An 18,783-nucleotide genomic window follows, 5' to 3' on the forward strand; every position below is an offset into this window, starting at 1 on the left:
ATGGCCGATCTGTCCAAAATTACCGATTCCCTGCCCGCCGCGGCGCAGGCCTATCTTGAGGGCCGTCGGCTTGACGAGGTTGAATGCATCATCTCCGACCTGCCCGGCATTGCGCGGGGCAAGGCGGTGCCGGCCTCGAAATTCGCGCGGCAGGATTATTTTCACCTGCCCGACTCGATCTTTTTTCAGACCATCACCGGCGATTGGGGCGAGGCCGCAGGCGAAGACGGCTTTATCGAGCGTGACATGATCCTCAAGCCGGACATGAGCACCGCCACCGCCGCGCCGTGGACTGCCGACTGGACGCTTCAGGTGATCCATGACGCCTATGATCGCGACCACACGCCGATCCCGTTTTCCCCGCGCAACGTGCTGCGCCGGGTGGTGCAGATGTACAAGGATCGCGGCATGAAACCCGTGGTCGCGCCCGAAATGGAATTTTTCCTCGTGGCGCGTAACATCGACCCGGCGCAGGAAATCAAGCCAATGATGGGCCGCTCTGGCCGCCCCGCCGCCGCGCGCCAGGCCTATTCGATGACCGCGGTCGACGAATTCGGCCCGGTGATCGACGACATCTATGACTTTGCCGAGGCGCAGGGTTTTGAGATTGACGGCATCACCCAGGAGGGTGGCGCCGGACAGCTTGAGATCAACCTGCGCCATGGCGACCCGATCAAGCTTGCCGATGAGGTGTTCTACTTCAAGCGCCTGATCCGCGAGGCCGCGCTGCGCCACGATTGCTTTGCCACCTTCATGGCCAAGCCGATCGAGGACGAGCCCGGCAGCGCCATGCATATTCACCACTCGATTCTGGATATCGAGACCGGACGCAACATCTTTGCCGGGCCGCAGGGCGGCGAGACGGATGCGTTCTTCCACTTTATCGGCGGCTTGCAGCGCCACCTGCCCTCGGCCATCGCGGTGATGGCGCCCTATGTGAATTCCTATCGCCGTTACGTCAAGGATCACGCCGCGCCGATCAACCTTGCCTGGGGGCGCGACAACCGCACCACCGGCATCCGCGTGCCGCTGTCGGGGCCCGAAGCGCGCCGGGTGGAAAACCGCATGGCGGGCATGGACTGCAACCCATATCTTGGCATCGCGGCAAGCCTTGCCTGTGGTCTTTTGGGGATCATCAACGAAGAGCGCCCCGACAAGCAATTCAAGGGCGACGCCTATGCCGGGGATAGCGATATTCCCAACGTGATGGGCACGGCGCTTGACATGTTTGAAGAGGCAAAAGACCTGCACGCCATTCTCGGGCCGGAATTTGCAAGGGTTTACGGCATCGTGAAACGCACGGAATACGAGGAATTCCTTCAGGTCATCAGCCCGTGGGAACGCGAGCATCTGTTGCTGAACGTGTGACGCCGCTCGCATGAGTATTTGAGCCAAGAAGAAGCCCATGAACCTGCTTTATGCCAATGACCGTCGCGGCGAGTATCCACAAAGCTGGTACGCGGCGAGCGCGACGCCCCTGCCCGCATTTGCGCCGCTGAAGGGGCGCGGGCGGGCGGATGTCTGCGTGATTGGCGGCGGCTATACCGGGCTTTCGGCGGCGCTGCATCTGGCCGAGGCGGGCATGGATGTGGTGCTTTTGGAGGCGCAGCGCGTCGGCTTTGGCGCCTCGGGGCGCAATGGCGGGCAGTTGGGCAGCGGTCAGCGGATGGAGCAGACCGGGCTTGAGCGCCTGGTCGGGCGCGACGATGCCGCAAAGCTCTGGGGGCTGGCCGAAGAGGCCAAGGACTTGATCAAGTCGCTGGTGGCAAAGCACAAGATCGACTGTCATCTCAAGCCAGGCGTGGCGCATGCCTGTTTTTCGCCGCGCGAGGTGAAGGACGAGCATGGCTATGCCGAACATCTGTCCCGGATCTATGGCTATGATCAGATCGAGACTCTCGATCATGACGCGATGCAGGCGATCTGTCCGTCCCCGGCCTATAAGGGCGGCACTCTGGATATGGGGGCGGCGCATTTACACCCTTTGTCTTATGCGATCGGGTTGGCCCGCGCGGCGGCGGCGGCGGGCGTGCGCATTCACGAGGGATCGGCGGTGCATCACATCACCCGCGGCGCCCGCGTCAAAGTCGCAACCGATGCCGGGGCTATTGAGGCCGACCACGTGATCCTCGCTTGCAACGGCTATCTTGGCGGGCTTGATCGCAAGGTGGCCGCACGGGTGATGCCGATCAACAATTTCATCGCCGCCACCCGCCCGCTTGACGATGAGGTCGCGCGCGTTCTGACCCGCGATATCGCCGTGGCCGATACCAAATTCGTGGTGAATTATTTCCGCCTGAGCCATGACAAGCGCCTGCTGTTCGGCGGCGGCGAAAGCTATGGCTACAGGTTTCCGCGCGACATTGCGGCGACCGTGCGCAAGCCGATGGTCGAGATTTTCCCCCACCTGCGCGATGTCGAGATCGACTATGCCTGGGGCGGCACGCTGGCGATCACCATGAAGCGGATGCCCTATCTGGCACGGGTCGCGCCCAACATGCTCTCGGCCTCGGGATACTCCGGGCATGGTGTGGGAACAGCGACCCATGCCGGCAAATTGATGGCAAACGCCATTCTGGGCCAGGCGGCCGGGTTTGACACCATGACACGCGTCCCCACGCCAAGTTTTCCCGGCGGCGCGGCGCTGCGCTCGCCGCTTTTGGTGATGGCCATGACCTGGTTTTCCTTGCGCGATCGCCTGGGCGTGTAATCCACCCTTGTTTTGCGAAATGGCAACACCTTGCCCCGCGCCATTCCGGCCGCGGGTTTTTCTTTGGCTTTTTGCTACTTTCCCAGGATATACATTTATAAAATCCGAAGCTTACTTTCAGGAAAGCCGAATACATGACCCTATCCCCCAATGTTTATGACGCCGAACCGATCCCCGAAGCCGCCCGCGCCGAGGTCGACAGGATGCTGAAATCGGGTGATCTGTTTCGCTATACAGCGCCGGAAAATGCCCCCGTTACCCTGCTTGAGGCAGAGTTTGCGGCTTTGCTTGGCGCGAAATACGCCTTGGCGGTCTCATCCTGTTCGGCGGCGCTTTTCCTGTCGCTCAAGGCGCTTGGCCTGCCGCGTGACGCGCGGGTTCTGATCCCGGCCTTTACCTTTGCCGCAGTGCCCTCGTCGGTGGTTCACGCCGATTGCGTGCCGGTGCTCTGCGAGGTGGGTGAGAATTACCGCATTGACATCAAGGACTTCGAGGCGCGCCTTGCGGATAAGATCAGCGCCGTCATCATCAGCCACATGCGCGGACACACCTCGGACATGGATGCGATCCTTGCCCTTTGCGATGCGCGCGGCATTCCGGTGATCGAGGATGCGGCGCATTCGCTTGGCACCACATGGAACGGGCGCAACATCGGCACGCTGGGGCGGATCGGCTGTTTCAGCTTTCAGTCCTACAAGATGGTCAATGCCGGCGAGGGCGGCATAATGATCACCGATGACGCCGATCTTATTGCCCGCGCCGTGATCATGTCGGGCGCTTATGAGCACAACTGGGCCAAGCATATTGCCACCCCCGACCCCTTGCTTGAGGCGGCCTTCGCGCGCGCGCAGAACAAGTTTCCGCTTTATAATCTGCGGCTTAACAATCTGTCGGCCGCGATCATCCGCCCACAGCTTTCCGAACTTGCCCGCCGTGTCAGCCAGGGGCGCAGAAATCACGACTATGTCGCCGAGCGTCTGAACCTGTCGCCTTGGCTGAGCGTTCCGCCAAAACTCGGCCCGGAAGAGCGGGCCCCGGATTCGATCCAGTTCAACCTTGTCGGGCTCAGCGATGAGCAAACCCGCGCCTTTGCCGATGCCGCCTCTGCGCGCGGCGTCAAGGTTCAGGTGTTCGGGCAAAACGTCGATAACGCCCGCGCCTTCTGGAACTGGCAATTCATTCCCGGTGAGACGCCCCATCTGCCGCAGACGCGTGCGATGCTGATGCGGGCCTGTGATACGCGCCTGCCCGCGCGGCTGAGCATGCCCGAGTTGGACATAATTTCCGACGCGCTTGTCAGTGCCGCAGAGGATGTGATGGGCGTTGCGCGCGCCTACGGCACTTAAGGCGGCTCAATCAGAGCAACACAAAAGGCCGCCTGCATCCCCGCAGGCGGCCTTTTTCCGTGAGTGGTCAACAAGCCGGATGGCTTATTCGGCCTGCCCTGCTTCGATCGAGATTTTCACGTCGATTTCGTCGCTGACATAGGGCGCGAATTTGTCGACACCAAAGTCTGAGCGCAGCAAGGTGGTGGTGGCGTCAAACCCCATCCACGGCTTGCCGTTCATCGGGTGCGCCTCAAGGCTCTGGTTCAGGGTGGCGTCGAGGGTAACGGCTTTGGTCACGCCGTTCATCGACAGATCGCCGGTGATTTTGGCCGTATTGTCGCCGGTCACTTCGATGGCGGTCGAGGTGAAGGTAACCATGTCGCCCTCAGAGGCGCCAAAGAAATCCTCGGTCATGAAATGATCAAAGCGCTTTTGCCAGCCGGTCATCATCGACATCAAAGGCATCGACACAGAGACGGACGACGCGGCAGGATCTTCGGCATCAAAGCTGATCGCGCCTTCAAAGCCCGCGAACATGCCGTAGGTTGTCGAGAAACCGAGGTGGTTATAGGAAAACACCACCTGGCTGTGGCTCGGGTCCAATGTGTAGGTCTGCGGAGCAGCAAGCGCCCCGGTCGTGGTCAGGGCAAGAGCCGCTGCGATCAAAGTCTGTTTCATAATCAAAAGCCTCCAGGCGAGAAACGTACAAGTCATGCTTGTACACCTCGCCCCGGCGGCCCCAAATCACAATTGCGTAGATTCAAACAGAGGCTGTGGACTGGCGAACACTCGCCGGTTCAGGCGGCAAAGCTCAACGCGCGGCGCAGGGCGCGTTCGGTCGCACGGTCGTTCACTGGCAAGGCCACGATCTGGCGACCCGAGAAATCGCGCGCTGTCAGAACCTGATCACGCAGGGACAGTTCCGCCAGATCATCAAGCTCATGCACCGCAACCCGGCGCGTGCGCCCGTCGATTCCGGTCTCTATCACCCGAAGCTGACGGCGCTTGGTGTCGATCTGCACCTCGGGCGCGATGTCTTCGGGGTCGAGCGTTGAAAAGCACATCGCGCCGACACAGAACAGGGAGACGGAAAAGACCAGCTTGATCAACATCATCGCCGCGTCATTCGCCCCCGCCGACACCAGCCAGACGCCCGCCGCGGAGAGCAAGAGAACACTTCCGAGGAAGCCCTTGGCAGCACGACGAAGATCCGTCTTTTTCGCCTTGTCCTCGGACGTCGTGGTGCTGTCATGAAAGCTGTGGGGCGCGTGCTTGAAATCACGCGGCAGATCCGGCAAGGCAACCATGTCTTTATCCTTTCCACTCGAACAGTTACAAATTGGCCGCGAAAAGTGCCGTAAATGGGGCAAGCTCAAGGCATTCCTTCGACCCGGTCAAACCGGCTTGCGCGTCGACCACATCCATCGTATACGCGCCGGACCTTTCGCAATCGTTATGCACCGCGCAGTCTCTCGTGGATGGGCCGCGAAAGGGTCTTGCCCCTCCTATGAAATGCGCCTTGATAGAAATGGAGAAAACATGCCGCTATATGAGCATGTCATGATCGCGCGCCAGGACCTGTCCAACGCGCAAGCCGAAGGCCTTGTTGAACATTTCGGCGCCGTGCTGACCGACAATGGCGGCACACTCGTTGAAAGCGAGTACTGGGGCGTCAAGACGATGGCCTACAAGATCAACAAAAACCGCAAGGGCCACTATGCCTTTCTGAAAACCGACGCACCGTCGTCGGCGGTTCAGGAGATGGAGCGCCTGATGCGCCTGCATGATGATGTGATGCGCGTTCTGACCATCAAGGTCGACGAGCATGCCGAGGGCCCCTCGGTCCAGATGCAGAAGCGTGAAGAACGTGGCGAACGCCGCGAGCGCCGTTAATCCATCACTTGAAGAAAGGACTATAACCAATGGCTACCAAACCGTTTTTCCGTCGCCGCAAGGTCTGCCCCTTCTCGGGTGATGATGCGCCGAAAATCGACTATAAAGACACGCGCCTGCTGCAACGCTACATCTCTGAGCGTGGCAAGATCGTGCCGTCCCGCATCACCGCAGTCTCGGCTAAAAAGCAGCGTGAACTGGCCCGTGCCATCAAACGTGCCCGCTTTCTCGCCCTGCTGCCCTATGCCGTGAAATAAGGAGACATTGATATGCAAGTGATCCTTCTTGAACGCGTGGCCAAGCTTGGCCAGATGGGCGAAGTCGTTGACGTAAAGCCCGGCTTTGCGCGAAACTATCTTCTGCCGCAGCGCAAGGCGCTCTCGGCTTCGGCCAAGAACATCGAAGACTTCGCGAACCGCAAATCGCAGCTTGAGGCACAAAACCTCGAGACCCGCAAAGAAGCCGAAGCCATGGCGGACAAGCTGAACGGTCAGCAGTTCATCGTGATTCGCCAGGCCTCTGACAGCGGCGCGCTTTATGGCTCGGTCAGCACCCGTGACGCGGCCGACTCGGCAACCGAGAACGGCTTTACCGTCGAGCGCAAGCAAGTCGCGCTGACCAGCCCGATCAAATACCTGGGTCTTCATGACGTACTCGTCACGCTGCACCCCGAGGTCGAGGCGACCATCGTGCTCAACGTTGCGCGCTCTACCGAAGAGGCCGAGCTTCAGGCGTCTGGTAAATCCATTCAGGATGCCGCCGCAGAAGCCGAACAAGCCGCCGATTTTGAAATCGCGGAACTGTTCGAGGATATCGGCGCAGCCGCATCTGACGACGATGATCTGGCCGATGTTGCCCATAGCGCCGCATCGGACGACGACACCTAAGGTTGATCCGACCTGAGCAATGACGACAAAGCGCCGCGCAGATCACCTGCGCGGCGCTATTACGTTCATTAGCCATGCTCGACAAAACAATCTCGCTCATGCTAGGTTTCGAACTAATGTTGCGAAAGCCTTGGAGATGCCAAGTGGCGGCTATCAAGCGCAAGCTGCGGCTCACCTTAGACTTACCAATGTGTGGAGAACGACATTACATTGCTGGCACATACGGCATTCGGGCAAAGGCCCCTTATGGCAGTGGTCATTCCAAGCCTCTGGCAGGTGCCAGCAAGGCCAGTTGAAGGACGGTGTCGTGCCCATTCCATGGACAGGGTTCAGGGAACCTGTAGTGTTGTCGCACCGGTGCAAGGATCGACAGGATGAATCTGACACCTGCCCATAAGTCAGAGGTGCTGGATCTGAGCCTTCTGCCCGACAATGTCGGAAAGCTCGATACTTACCTCCACCAGATTTGTGACACGTTCGGCGTCGACAATGTTGCCTATGCCGGAATGAATCCGATCAATCGCTCCGTCTGTGGGCACGTAACCTATTGTGATGATTGGAAACGTCATTATGCGGAAAACGGATTTCATGAAATTGACCCGACACTGAAAGGCGCGCAAAGAAGCATTGCCCCGGTCGATTGGACACGCCTTGAGCACAATGAAGACTATAATCGCGTCTTCAATGCCGCCCGCGATTTTGGCATTGTCGATCAAGGCATAACAATCCCGGTCCGCGGTCCTTACGGGGACATGGGGGGCTTGAGTGTGACAAGTAGCCTGCCCGAAGCCCAATGGAAAAGCCTGAAGAAAGAGTTTTTACCCCAGCTTCAGGCGGTCGCCGTTCATATTCACGACATGGTCATTACCTCGGATGCGTTTTCAAACCTGCTGAGAACACCAACCCTGTCGCGCCGCGAAATTGAAATCCTGCAATGGACGGCAGCGGGAAAATCCCATCAGGACATTGGCGATATCCTGTCGATTTCCCACCGCACGGTCGAGGTCCATTTACGCTCGGCGCGTCATAAGTTATACGCGCTGACAACAGCCCAGGCCGTCGGTCGCGCGATATCCAGTGGCTTGATCTACCCCGGTTAGGCCCCGCCACAGCCCACTTGCAATCACATTAATGCGAGCTTACGGGATTCCCCCAATAGCGGTTCGTAAGGATTTGGCTAACCTTGTTCCCACAAGTTTGCCACTCACGGACAGACAGGTTTGCCACTCACGGACAGACATGGGGAATACGTAAAATGATCCTGACAATTGATGCACTCAACAAACACAGATTTCCAAGAATTCTGGATGACATGTTCCGCCTGCGGGCCCGCGTCTTTGGTGACCGTCTGGGATGGGAAGTGAACATCGAAAACGGGCGCGAGTTTGACCACTTCGACGCTCTTGATCCTGCCTATGTCGTCGGATTGGATGACGAGGGCGAAGTTGTATCCTGTGTGCGCGCCCTCCAGACCAACGGTCCGCACATGCTGGCCGATGTGTTTTCGGCAATTCTGGACGGTGAACCGCCGCTTCGCAGCGCCACAATCTGGGAATCCACCCGCTTTTGCGTAGACACCTCGCGCCTAGATCGCGGCAAGGGACCAAATTCGATATCCTATGCCACAAGCGAGCTTATGCTTGCCTCGCTTGAATACGCGAGGGACTCGGGCATCACCGACATCATCACCGTGATTGATCCGATCATGGATCGGGTCCTGCGGCGGTCGGACAACGCTCCCTATGATTACGTTGGCAAAAAGACGGATATGGGCAAGGTTCCCGCATTGGCGGCCCTTCTGGATTGCACGGACGAACGCATTGCCCGCCTTCGCAACTTCTCGGGCATTCATCACGATGTTTTTGCCGATGAAGATATGGTTGCCGACACATTCGAGGCCCACAAAGCCAACAACGCCGAGCCCGCAGAGGATGTTGCGGATTTGAATTCGTACTGCGAAGAACAGATCGCTGCCGCAACCACCGAACATGAAATACGTGCCGCAAAGGCCCTTCGGGCCGCCCTTGCGCATATGGTTCGTTCCAGCTCAGATATGCGCGCTTAACCCCCATAAAGCGCGTATTTCGCGGTTCAGACAGCACAGGCTGAACCGCGCAGCAGCACATGAACGAAAAAGGGCCGCCCCATTTCTCCCCGGGGCGGCCCTTCTTTTTGTGCTGACGCTGACGGCGATTATTCGTCGTTCATCGCCTCGATGGCTTTTTCCAGGTCGTCCTTGGAAATTTCCTTTTCGGAAACCTCGGCCAGCTCGACCACGAAATCAATCACCTTGTCCTCAAAAATCGGTGCACGCATCTGCTGACGCATTTGCGGGTTTTTCTGAACGTATTCAAAGAACTCCCGCTCGTGGCCCGGATATTGACGCGCCTGGTTCATCACCGCCTGGGTCATTTCGGCATCGGTCACTTCGACGTTCGCCTTCTGACCAAGCTCGGCCAGAACAAGCCCAAGACGCACCCGGCGTTCGGCAAGTTTGGTGTGCTCATCGGTCACTTCGACCTCGGGGTGATCATGACCCTGAACCTCGGGGTTGTCCTCGTGCCAAAGCTGATGCGCGATCTGCTTGGCCTCGGTTTCAACCATCGTCGGCGGCAGATCGAAGCTGATCTTTTCGTCCAGAACGTCAAGCAGGTTGCGCTTGAGGATGGCGCGCGAGGCACCGGCATATTCCGCCTCGAGGCGTTCGCTGATCTGGGCCTTGAGACCGGCAAGATCTTCTGCGCCGTACTTCTGGGCCAGCTCGTCGTCGATCTTGGCGGCAACCGGCTTGCGCACGGCCTTGATGGTGCAGTCAAAAACCGCCTCTTTACCGGCAAGATGCTCGGCCTGGTATTCCTCGGGGAAGGTGACCGTAACGGCCTTTTCTTCCTCGGCCTTCACACCGACCAGCTGTTCTTCGAAACCGGGGATGAAGCTGTTTGAGCCAAGCACAAGCGGGTAATCCTCGGCGCTTCCGCCTTCAAAGGCTTCGCCGTCAACCTTGCCGACAAAGTCGATCACGACCTGGTCGCCGTCTTTCGATTTCACGCCGGCCTTGCGGTCTTTGAAATCCTGCGCGCTCTCGGCGAGATTGGCCAGCGCCTCATCAACGGCCGCGTCGTCGGCCTTGACCACCAGACGCTCAAGCTTGATGGTTTTCAGGTCCATTTCCGGGATCGGCGGCAGAGCTTCATAGCTCATCTCGACTTCGACGTCGTCGCCTTCTTTCCAGTCCTTGTTTGTCATTTTGACATCGGGTTCAAACGCCGGGCGCTCTTTCTTTTCTTCGAAATGCGCTTTCATGGCGTCATCGACGGTTTCCTGCATGGCTTCGCCAAGCACCCGGTCGCCGAATTGCTTTTTCAACAGCGCCAGCGGCACTTTACCTTTGCGAAAACCTTTCATCTCCACATCGGGCTGGGCTTCTTTCAGCTTTTCCATAACCTTGGCGTCCAGGTCTTTGGCCGACAGGGTCATCGTGTAGCTGCGCTTTAGGCCTTCGTTCAGGGTCTCGGTGACCTGCATTGTTCGTCCTCATCCATTGCAATCGGGCCGCGGAGGCGTCCGCAGCGGTCAAAATCAGGGGTCGTTCTAGGTGGGGCAGACACCGCATGCAAGCAGAGTCTTGCCCCCTACCCGCCTATAGGCGCGTTTGGCGGCCGAAAAATGCCCGCTCACGGTTACAGCCAGGCCCTGAAACCGCGCAACTCTCCGCCAAATCGGCGAAAGAGCACGCAAGCGGGCGCCATCAGCCACGTTTGGACGCGCGATCGGCCGGGCCACGAGCAACCGCAATAACGCTATGCCCAGAGGCCCATTTGGGCTTGGTCTCGCTGGTGATGAAGGTAAGCGCGCCAGAACTGTTCAATTCCGCCAGGATCACCGCCTCGGGGTTGTCGGCTTGCCAGGCGTCAAAGTCATAGGTCTCGCTCAGGGTGGTGGTGCGCACGCTCCAGCCCTCGGTCATCCGCTTGGCAAGCTCGTAATGGCCGAGATCGCCCAGAATGATGCGCCCCCCCAGGCTTGCCGGCAGGGCATGGCGGGCGTGTTCCTGTTTCGCGCGGCGGAGCTGAAAGACGTTGTCGCGGCCAAATTCCGGGGCAAGGTCGGTGGCAACCAGCGTGTTATAGGCGTCATTGTCGCTGACCGCGAGAATGCGGCCGAAATTCATGATCTCGACGCCATGCTCGGCCGCCTCGGAGAGGATATCGCCAAAGAATGTCGGCAGGCCCGCCTCGCGCGCAGAGCGCAGGCGGCTTCGGTTCGGGTCACTGATCAGGACCGGCACCTCGATCGCCTGAAGCGCGCGGCCAAGCGAGGTGGCGAATTGCGAGCCGCCGGTGATGATCACCCCCGGCGTGCCCTGCCCGGCAAGGCCCAAAAGCTGTCCCATCGGGCGCAGCGAAAACCCGTGCAGCACCACCGTGGCCGCCACCAAAGCAAAGGCCAGCGGCGTCAACCGCGCGGCATCTTCAAAGCCAAGCGCCACGAGGCGTTCACCAAACAGCCCCGCCACCGCCACCAGGACCACGCCGCGCGGCCCGGTGAAGGCCACCAAAAGCCGCTCGTTCAGCGGCAGCTTGGTGCCGATAAGCGACAGCAGCACCGTCAAGGGGCGCACCAGAAGGATGGTGACCACCACGAAAATCGCGGCGCGCGCATCCAAAAGCGCAAGCGCCTCAAGGTTCATCGAGGCCGCCAAAAGGATAAAGACGCCCGAGACAAGCAGCACGGTCGCGTGTTCCTTGAAGCGGCGCAACTCGGCATAACTCGGCAGGTCGGCATTGGCGATATAGACGCCCATCACCGTGACCGTCAAAAGCCCGCTTTCATGCAAAACCCCGTCTGAAAGCGCGAAAACCCCCAGCAAAACGGCGAAAAGCACCGGAACTTTCATGTATTCCGGCACTTTGCCGTCGCGAAACACCCGCGACAGCCCCCAGCCAGCAGCAAGCCCGAGCGCTATCGCGATGGTAATGCCGCGCGCCATCGCCCAGACCGCCGAGGCGGCGGTTTCCGAGGTGTTGAGCACAAGCACCACCTCGAAGGCGAGCACCGCCGCAAGCGCGCCGACCGGATCGTTGACGATGGCCTCCCACTGCAAGAGTTGCGCGGGCCGCCGGGTCAGGCGCGCCTGCCGCAACAGCGGCGCGATCACCGTCGGCCCGGTTACGATCATGATGCCGCCAAACACCGCCGCAATCGACCACTCAAGCCCGGCCGCGTAATGCAGCGCCAGCGTCGAGCCAAGCCAGCCCACCGGCGCCCCGATCAGCACCAGCCGCCACACACCTTCGGCGGCGCCGCGCAGGCTGTGGATATTCAGGGTCAGGCCACCCTCGAACAGGATGATCGCCACCGCAATCGCCACCATCGGCCCCATCAGCGGGCCGATGTCGCGCGCCGGATCAAACAGCCCAAGCCCCGGCCCGACAGCAAGCCCGGCCAGAAGCATGAGCACGATGGCCGGCATGCGCAGACGCCAGGCCAGCCATTGTGCGCCAACCCCCAATGCGCCCACGAGCGCAAACACCATCACCGGCGACAAGGCCCCGGCCTGCGATTCGAGTGCCATGATTGCTAGTCTCTCCCTCTTTCGCCGGGCCCGCCCGGACCGCCCAACAGGCGGCCGTGCTGCTCAAGTGCAAACCGGTCAGTCATCCCGGCGATATAATCGCTCACCAGCCGCGCCAAGGCCGTCTTGTCGGCGGCGCGCGCCACGTCATCGCGCCACTCTTGTGGAAGATAGTGCGGCTGATCCAGATAAAAGGGGAAAAGATCACTGACAACACCGTGGACCTCTTCGCGCATCGCGTTGACCGAGGGCGCGCGATACATCCGGGCAAAGAGAAACTTGCGGATTTGTTGCAGATCGCCCCAGAGACCGGGCGAAAACCGGATCACCGCACGCCCCAGATGGCGCACCTCGGCCGCGCTTTGCGGCGCGGCGCGGGCCAGCTCGGCGCGCGAATGCTCGATCACATCGCCCACCATGACGCCAAACACCCGGCGCAACGCCTCGTGGCGTCGGCGGCTGGCATCCAGACCGGGATAGAGCCGATCCACCTCTTGATAACACGCCCCCACGATCGGCAGGGCGGCGATTTCATCATCATCGAAAAGCCCCGCGCGCAACCCGTCATGCAGATCGTGATTGTTATAGGCGATATCATCAGAAAGCGCCGCCACCTGCGCCTCGGCATTGGCGTGGGTGTGCAGCTCAAGATCATGGCGGGCGTTATATTCGGCCAATGCATAGGGCAGCGGCCCGGCCACCGGGCCGTTATGCTTGGCGATGCCTTCCAGGGTCTCCCAGGTCAGGTTGAGCCCGTCAAACTCGGCATAATGGCGTTCAAGCGTGGTGACGATGCGCAGGGCCTGCGCGTTGTGATCAAACCCGCCGTAGGGCGCCATAAGCGCGTCGAGCGTGTCTTCGCCCGCATGGCCAAAGGGCGTGTGGCCAAGGTCATGGGCAAGCGCCACCGCCTCGGTCAGCTCGCCGTTGAGACCAAGCGCGCCGGAAACCGTGCGCGCGACCTGTGCCACTTCGATGGAATGGGTCAGGCGGGTGCGAAAATAATCGCCCTCATGCTCGACAAAGACCTGGGTCTTGTGTTTCAGGCGGCGAAAGGCGCTGGAATGGATAATCCGGTCGCGATCGCGCTGAAACGGCGAGCGAAACGCGCTCTCCTCCTCGGCGACAAGACGGCCACGGGTCTGGGACGGATCAGAGGCATAGCGGGCCGTCATCTTGGATCTCCTTGTCGGCAGTTGTCGGCATCCCTATATTGCCCTGCAACAGAAGTCGAACACCAGCCCGGAGCCCCGCATGAACCTGCCCCCCAAAGTGACCCCCCGCGCCTTTGCCCGCCTCGCCGAGATTGGCGCGGATCAGCAGGGCAGCGCGCTTCGCATCGCGGTTGAGGGCGGAGGCTGTTCCGGGTTTCAGTACGATATCAAGCTGGATAAGCCCGCAGAGGATGATCTTGTGCTTGAAGGTCAGGGGCAGAAGGTTGTGGTTGATAGCACGTCCTTGCCGTTTCTGGCCGGGGCCACGATTGATTTCAGCGAAGAGCTGATCGGCGCGCGCTTTGTGATCGAGAACCCGAACGCCAGTAGCTCTTGCGGCTGCGGCGTGTCTTTCTCAATGTAAATCAAATATTTAAAAGGCACAGTTCATCTGCTTCGCTTGTCGCGCTCTTGCCTGCGCGCCGCGCTATTGGCGCACCGCTTGCCCCGCAAACCGCTTGTCAGCCCGTCGGCACTGGGCGATAGAGGGGCAAAGCAGACAGGGGGCCTTCTATGAAAATCGCCAGCTTCAACATCAACGGCATCAAGGCCCGGATCGAGGCCCTGCCCGCCTGGCTTGACGAGGCCGAGCCGGATGTCGCCCTGTTGCAGGAAATCAAATCGGTCGACGAAAACTTTCCGCGCGAGATATTCGAGGACCGCGGCTATACCGTCGAAACTCATGGCCAAAAGGGGTTCAACGGGGTTGCGATCCTCTCGAAGCTTCCGCTTGAGGATGTCAGCCGCGGCCTTCCGGGAGATCCGGAGGATGAACAGGCGCGTTGGATCGAAGCGACGGTGATCGGTGACAAGACGGCGGTACGGGTCTGTGGGCTTTACCTGCCCAATGGCAACCCGGTGCCGGGGCCGAAATATGACTATAAACTGGCCTGGATGGAGCGGCTGCGCCTGCGTGCGCAGGAGTTGCTGGCGAGCGAAGAGCCCGTGGTCATGGCCGGCGATTACAACATCATCCCGCAGGATGAAGACGCCGCCCGCCCCGAGGTCTGGGCGAGGGACGCGCTTGCCCTGCCCGAAAGCCGCGCCGCCTTTCGCCGAATCCTGAACCTTGGGTTTACCGAGGCGTTTCGCGCCCGCACGCAGGGGCCGGGGCATTTTACTTTCTGGGATTATCAGGCCGGGGCGTGGAACAAGAACGACGGCATTCGCATTGATCATTTCCTGCTCAGCCCACAGGCCGCCGATCTTTTGACCGACTGCCAGATCGACAAGGACATTCGCGCGCGTGAAAAGCCCTCCGATCACGTGCCGATCTGGATCACCCTGGACGCCTGAGGCGCACAGGTCCCGTCCAGACGCCTTAAAAAAGGCGCGCCGCTGGTACGGCGCGCCTTTTTGCACTTCAGCAGCCAGGCGGCAAAGCCCCTGCCCTGTCAATCTCTCAGAACGCCGAGTCAAGCAGCGTCGAGACAGCGTTGTGGCGCGGGGACATGGCCGACCGGCTGACGCTGTTCAGAGGATTTGCGTTCTGGCGATTGCCAAGCGGCAGGGTGACGCTCAGGCGGATCGTGTCGACATCCGCGCTTGCGCCGGGTTGGCTCAGGTCGGTGCGCGACAGTTCCAGAGAGACGGCGGCGGGAACGCTGCTGATCTGCTTGAGATCATAGCCGACCCCCACCCCGAAAGTCGTTGCATCGACATTTGCGTTGCCAAGATCGACAAAGCTCAAGCCGCCAAAGGCCGACCAACCGGCCCCAAATCCGTAATCACCACCAATGCCATAAGAGCTGATCTCGATATCGCCCCCGGGGCCGGAAATGTCGCTGCGGACCGCATGACCGCCAATGCGGGCCTGCGGCGAGATCACGTAGCGAAGGTTCAGACCGTAATCGACCCAATCCACGCCCGAGGGCAGGCTGGGCGAGGTTTCAGTCGCGCCAAGAAAGGCCTCGGCACCGAAGGTATCAGTCACATAGGCAAGCGTGCCGCCATATGAGGTGGCGTCGATATCCGCGGTGAATGTCCCCAGATCAAGCGTTGCGTAATCAAAATACCCGCCAAGAACGACCCCATTGACGAACTGATAATTCAGGGTGAGGCCAAAATCGGAGGCCGAGACATCGTTGCTTGTCCGATCCTCATCGACATTTACGAGGGAGCCGTAAAAACCAATGTTGAAATTGTTGTTCAACGCGATGTTCCCCACGCCATCCAGCGACAGGGTCGAGAGGTCGCCGGTCGCGCCCGATACAGACGAGGCGCCATAGCCAAGGGTGATGGCGCCGCCCGCGTCCTGCGCGGATGAAACAACCGGAATGGATGCGATGACCGCACCAATAATCATATTCAGCTTCATAGACATGGCCTGCTCCTGGTAGTTTTTTCATTCAATTCAACCTGTTAAACGCCCAGGAGAACAGCGCAAGCCTCGCGCGCCAATAAAGGGCACCCGTTGCTCTATTAACACGTATTAGCAGAAGATTATTCAGGCCGGGATTTGCGTCACGTCATGGCCGTAGAGCCAGTCAAACTGGCGCATCATGCGGGTCGGCGCCAGAGCCCCTCCGGCGCGCAGGGCGGTATGGGCGGCCCAGCGAAGCGGCGGGAACGACAGGTGATATTTCCAGGCGTTGCTATTGGCGGCCTCGACCACGCGGCGCACGCGGGCCTCGCGGCGGGTCTGATAGCGGGCGAGCGCCTCTGACAGATCCGCGCGCCCCGCAAGGGAATCGCCCAGAACCCAGCCATCCTCAAGCGCCATTGACGCGCCCTGTGCCATGAACGGCAGCGTCGGATGTGCGGCGTCGCCCAAAAGGGCGACATTCCCGGCCTGCCAGACCGGCGCGACCGGATGGCGGAACAGCCCCCAGAGATGCACCTCCTGCACCGCATCAAGCATGGCGCGAACCTCGGGGCAAAAATCGTCGAACGCTGCGCGCAGGGCGTTGGGGTCGTCTTTCTGGCTCCAGCTTTCGGCGGCCCAGGCGGCTTTTTCCTGCACCGCGACGATGTTCAAAAGCGTGCTGTCGCGCAACGGATAGCTGACCACATGGCGCATCGGCCCCATATGAACGCGCGCTTCTGGTCCGCGCCCGGCAAGGTTGGGGATCGTCGCGCGCCAGGCCACCTGGCGGGTGAAAAACGGTGCCGAGGTGCCATTGAGCGCGGCGCGGGCATGCGAATGCAACCCATCCGCCCCGATCACCAGATCCGAACAGAGCGTTGCGCCATTGGCCAGCTCGACCTTGGGGCGCGCGCCGGGACTCACGCCAGAGACCTTTTGCAACAGCCGGATTTTAACGCCAGCCGCCCGCGCCCCCGTCGCCAGGATGTCGATCAGGTCGGCGCGGTGGATGAAATAATAATCGTCGTTCTCGAGCACCCCGAGATCAAGGCGCAACACCTCGTCGCGGCGATAATCGCGCAGGCTGACGGCGCGGGCCTGAACCGCACTGCGCCGCAGCGCATCGCCAAGACCAAGCGCGCGCAGCACCGCAAAGCCGTTCGGGCTTATCTGAAGGCCGACGCCGACTTCGGAAATCTCGGCGGCCTGTTCAAGCACGGTCACGCGCGCCCCGCGCAGGGCCAACCCACGCGCCACGGCAAGACCACCGATACCGGCCCCGATGACCGTTATGTTGAGCTTGTCCAACTCCATAAGGCCCCTTTGAACCGAAACGCGCCGGGGATAAAGCCCCGACGCGTCATTTCGCGAAAAACCTCTGTGCGCCGTGGCGCCGCCTGCCTTAGTCGTCGCGGTGAACCTTTTCGCGCCGCTCGTGGCGTTCTTGCGCCTCAAGGCTCATGGTGGCGATCGGGCGCGCATCCAGCCGCTTGAGGCTGATCGGCTCGCCGGTCACTTCGCAATAGCCGTATTCGCCCTGGTCAATCCGGCGCAGGGCCGAGTCGATCTTGGCCACGAGCTTGCGCTGACGATCCCGCGTGCGCAGTTCAAGCGCGCGGTCGGTTTCTTCGCTTGCGCGATCCGCAACATCGGGAATGGCGCGTGTGCCGTCCTGCAAGCCTTCGATGGTCTCGCGGCTACCCTCAAGAAGATCCTCGCGCCAGGCCAAAAGCTTGCGACGGAAATATTCCGTCTGGCGCTCATTCATGAACGGCTCGTCTTCAGCTGGTTGATAATCTTCTGGCAAAAAAACTTCTGCTTTCATGTCGATCCCCTCACCAAGGCCAGTGCCAGGCATGATAATCTCCTTGGGCCGGTGGCGCCCCTGCGCGGTGATCTACACCTGCCTAATCAGATTGTCACTAGGCAATCACACGCCATTGATGTGAATTGTCGGACAATCTAGGGTGGCCGAAATAACTGGCGCGAAATGCCGCATAAAGGACGTAAGAACAGATGAAATTTGAAGGCACCGACGCCTATGTCGCCACCGATGACCTGACCGTTGCGGTCAATGCTGCCGTGACGCTGGAGCGTCCGCTTCTGGTCAAGGGCGAGCCGGGCACCGGCAAAACCGAACTGGCCCGACAGGTGGCGCAATCGCTTGGCATGCGGCTGATCGAATGGAACATCAAATCCACCACCAAGGCCCAGCAGGGCCTTTATGAATACGACGCCGTCAGCCGCTTGCGCGACAGCCAGCTTGGCGACGCGCGCGTGCATGACGTGAAGAACTACATCAAGCGCGGCAAGCTCTGGGAGGCTTTTGCCTCTGACGAAAAGGTCGTGTTGTTGATCGACGAGATCGACAAGGCCGATATCGAGTTCCCCAACGACCTGTTGCAGGAACTCGACCAGATGGAATTTCACGTCTACGAGACCGGCGAAACCGTCAAGGCGCGCAACCGCCCGGTGATCATCATCACCTCGAACAACGAAAAAGAGCTGCCGGATGCGTTTTTGCGGCGCTGTTTCTTTCATTACATCCGCTTTCCCGATGCCGATACGATGCGCAAGATCGTCGAAGTGCACCACCCCGGCATCAAGGATGCGCTTCTGACCACCGCCCTGACCCAGTTTTTCGAGCTGCGCGAGCAACCCGGTCTCAAGAAAAAACCCTCGACCTCCGAAGTTCTCGACTGGCTCAAGCTGATTTTGGCCGAAGACCTGAGCGTTGAGGATCTGCGCCGCGACGGGGCCGACGCCCTGCCCAAGCTGCATGGCGCGCTTCTGAAGAACGAACAGGATGTGCATTTGTTTGAACGGCTGGCCTTCATGGCCCGGCGTCAACGCTGATTTATCGGGTCGGGA

At 60.3% G+C, this 18,783-nt stretch carries 19 protein-coding genes; 11 read left to right on the forward strand and 8 right to left on the reverse strand.

Annotation, left to right across the window (positions count from 1 at the left end):
• The 3 genes from ROG8370_RS01590 (at position 1) to ROG8370_RS01600 (ending at position 4,056) form a co-directional block, all read left to right on the forward strand.
• A complete protein-coding gene (locus ROG8370_RS01590; protein WP_085825344.1) occupies positions 1 to 1,368 on the forward strand; it encodes a glutamine synthetase family protein in 1,368 nt (455 codons plus the stop codon).
• Between the two features lie 37 nt (positions 1,369 to 1,405).
• Positions 1,406 to 2,710 (forward strand): NAD(P)/FAD-dependent oxidoreductase, encoded by a 1,305-nt coding sequence (locus ROG8370_RS01595; protein ID WP_085825345.1) that lies wholly within the window; start codon positions 1,406 to 1,408, stop codon positions 2,708 to 2,710.
• 134 nt (positions 2,711 to 2,844) lie between these two features.
• The gene (locus tag ROG8370_RS01600; RefSeq protein ID WP_085825346.1) at positions 2,845 to 4,056 is read left to right on the forward strand and encodes a DegT/DnrJ/EryC1/StrS family aminotransferase; all 1,212 of its coding nucleotides are present in this window, start codon (positions 2,845 to 2,847) and stop codon (positions 4,054 to 4,056) included.
• 84 nt (positions 4,057 to 4,140) lie between these two features.
• Here ROG8370_RS01600 and ROG8370_RS01605 read toward each other — a convergent pair whose 3' ends face one another.
• Positions 4,141 to 4,716, reverse strand: coding sequence for a YceI family protein (locus tag ROG8370_RS01605; RefSeq protein ID WP_085825347.1), 576 nt, complete (start codon positions 4,714 to 4,716; stop codon positions 4,141 to 4,143).
• 119 nt (positions 4,717 to 4,835) lie between these two features.
• Positions 4,836 to 5,345 (reverse strand): hypothetical protein, encoded by a 510-nt coding sequence (locus tag ROG8370_RS01610; protein ID WP_085825348.1) that lies wholly within the window; start codon positions 5,343 to 5,345, stop codon positions 4,836 to 4,838.
• Positions 5,346 to 5,577: 232 nt separating this feature from the next.
• On the opposite strand from ROG8370_RS01610, the gene rpsF reads away from it, so the two are divergent.
• The 5 genes from rpsF (at position 5,578) to ROG8370_RS01635 (ending at position 8,883) form a co-directional block, all read left to right on the forward strand.
• Positions 5,578 to 5,931, forward strand: a complete 354-nt coding sequence (rpsF, locus tag ROG8370_RS01615; protein ID WP_085825453.1) for a 30S ribosomal protein S6 — start codon at positions 5,578 to 5,580, stop codon at positions 5,929 to 5,931.
• A gap of 29 nt (positions 5,932 to 5,960) precedes the next feature.
• Positions 5,961 to 6,188, forward strand: coding sequence for a 30S ribosomal protein S18 (gene rpsR, locus ROG8370_RS01620; protein WP_039002053.1), 228 nt, complete (start codon positions 5,961 to 5,963; stop codon positions 6,186 to 6,188).
• A 12-nt stretch (positions 6,189 to 6,200) separates the two neighbouring features.
• Positions 6,201 to 6,818, forward strand: coding sequence for a 50S ribosomal protein L9 (rplI, locus tag ROG8370_RS01625; RefSeq protein WP_085825349.1), 618 nt, complete (start codon positions 6,201 to 6,203; stop codon positions 6,816 to 6,818).
• A 374-nt stretch (positions 6,819 to 7,192) separates the two neighbouring features.
• A complete protein-coding gene (locus ROG8370_RS01630; protein ID WP_085825350.1) occupies positions 7,193 to 7,918 on the forward strand; it encodes an autoinducer binding domain-containing protein in 726 nt (241 codons plus the stop codon).
• Positions 7,919 to 8,073: 155 nt separating this feature from the next.
• A complete protein-coding gene (locus tag ROG8370_RS01635; RefSeq protein ID WP_085825351.1) occupies positions 8,074 to 8,883 on the forward strand; it encodes an acyl-homoserine-lactone synthase in 810 nt (269 codons plus the stop codon).
• Positions 8,884 to 9,011: 128 nt separating this feature from the next.
• Here the strand turns inward: ROG8370_RS01635 and tig are convergent, their stop codons facing one another.
• The 3 genes from tig to ROG8370_RS01650 form a co-directional block, all read right to left on the reverse strand.
• Entirely contained in the window at positions 9,012 to 10,343 is a 1,332-nt protein-coding gene (gene tig, locus ROG8370_RS01640; RefSeq protein ID WP_085825352.1) for a trigger factor, read from the reverse strand.
• Positions 10,344 to 10,566: 223 nt separating this feature from the next.
• Positions 10,567 to 12,393, reverse strand: a complete 1,827-nt coding sequence (locus tag ROG8370_RS01645; protein ID WP_085825353.1) for a cation:proton antiporter — start codon at positions 12,391 to 12,393, stop codon at positions 10,567 to 10,569.
• Positions 12,394 to 12,398: 5 nt separating this feature from the next.
• Positions 12,399 to 13,568 carry a deoxyguanosinetriphosphate triphosphohydrolase gene (locus ROG8370_RS01650; RefSeq protein ID WP_085825354.1) on the reverse strand — a complete coding sequence of 390 codons (1,170 nt, stop codon included), beginning with the start codon at positions 13,566 to 13,568 and terminating at the stop codon, positions 12,399 to 12,401.
• Between the two features lie 79 nt (positions 13,569 to 13,647).
• Here ROG8370_RS01650 and ROG8370_RS01655 point away from each other — a divergent pair, with 79 nt between their 5' ends.
• Positions 13,648 to 13,971 carry a HesB/IscA family protein gene (locus ROG8370_RS01655; protein ID WP_085825454.1) on the forward strand — a complete coding sequence of 108 codons (324 nt, stop codon included), beginning with the start codon at positions 13,648 to 13,650 and terminating at the stop codon, positions 13,969 to 13,971.
• Positions 13,972 to 14,120: 149 nt separating this feature from the next.
• Positions 14,121 to 14,903: an exodeoxyribonuclease III gene (gene xth, locus ROG8370_RS01660; RefSeq protein ID WP_085825355.1), complete on the forward strand. Its 783-nt coding sequence runs from the start codon at positions 14,121 to 14,123 to the stop codon at positions 14,901 to 14,903.
• Between the two features lie 106 nt (positions 14,904 to 15,009).
• On the opposite strand, the gene ROG8370_RS01665 is transcribed toward xth, so the two are convergent.
• From ROG8370_RS01665 to dksA, 3 genes are all read right to left on the reverse strand, one after another.
• The gene (locus tag ROG8370_RS01665) at positions 15,010 to 15,930 is read right to left on the reverse strand and encodes a porin (protein ID WP_139838015.1); all 921 of its coding nucleotides are present in this window, start codon (positions 15,928 to 15,930) and stop codon (positions 15,010 to 15,012) included.
• A gap of 123 nt (positions 15,931 to 16,053) precedes the next feature.
• Positions 16,054 to 17,226, reverse strand: a complete 1,173-nt coding sequence (locus ROG8370_RS01670; RefSeq protein ID WP_085825357.1) for an FAD-dependent monooxygenase — start codon at positions 17,224 to 17,226, stop codon at positions 16,054 to 16,056.
• A gap of 88 nt (positions 17,227 to 17,314) precedes the next feature.
• Positions 17,315 to 17,770 carry an RNA polymerase-binding protein DksA gene (gene dksA, locus ROG8370_RS01675; protein ID WP_085825358.1) on the reverse strand — a complete coding sequence of 152 codons (456 nt, stop codon included), beginning with the start codon at positions 17,768 to 17,770 and terminating at the stop codon, positions 17,315 to 17,317.
• Positions 17,771 to 17,928: 158 nt separating this feature from the next.
• Here dksA and ROG8370_RS01680 point away from each other — a divergent pair, with 158 nt between their 5' ends.
• Entirely contained in the window at positions 17,929 to 18,768 is an 840-nt protein-coding gene (locus tag ROG8370_RS01680) for an AAA family ATPase (protein ID WP_085825359.1), read from the forward strand.
• Positions 18,769 to 18,783 lie beyond the last annotated feature (15 nt).

Origin of the sequence: Roseovarius gaetbuli (assembly GCF_900172365.1) — a bacterium.
Classification (GTDB): Bacteria; Pseudomonadota; Alphaproteobacteria; order Rhodobacterales; family Rhodobacteraceae; genus Roseovarius; species Roseovarius gaetbuli.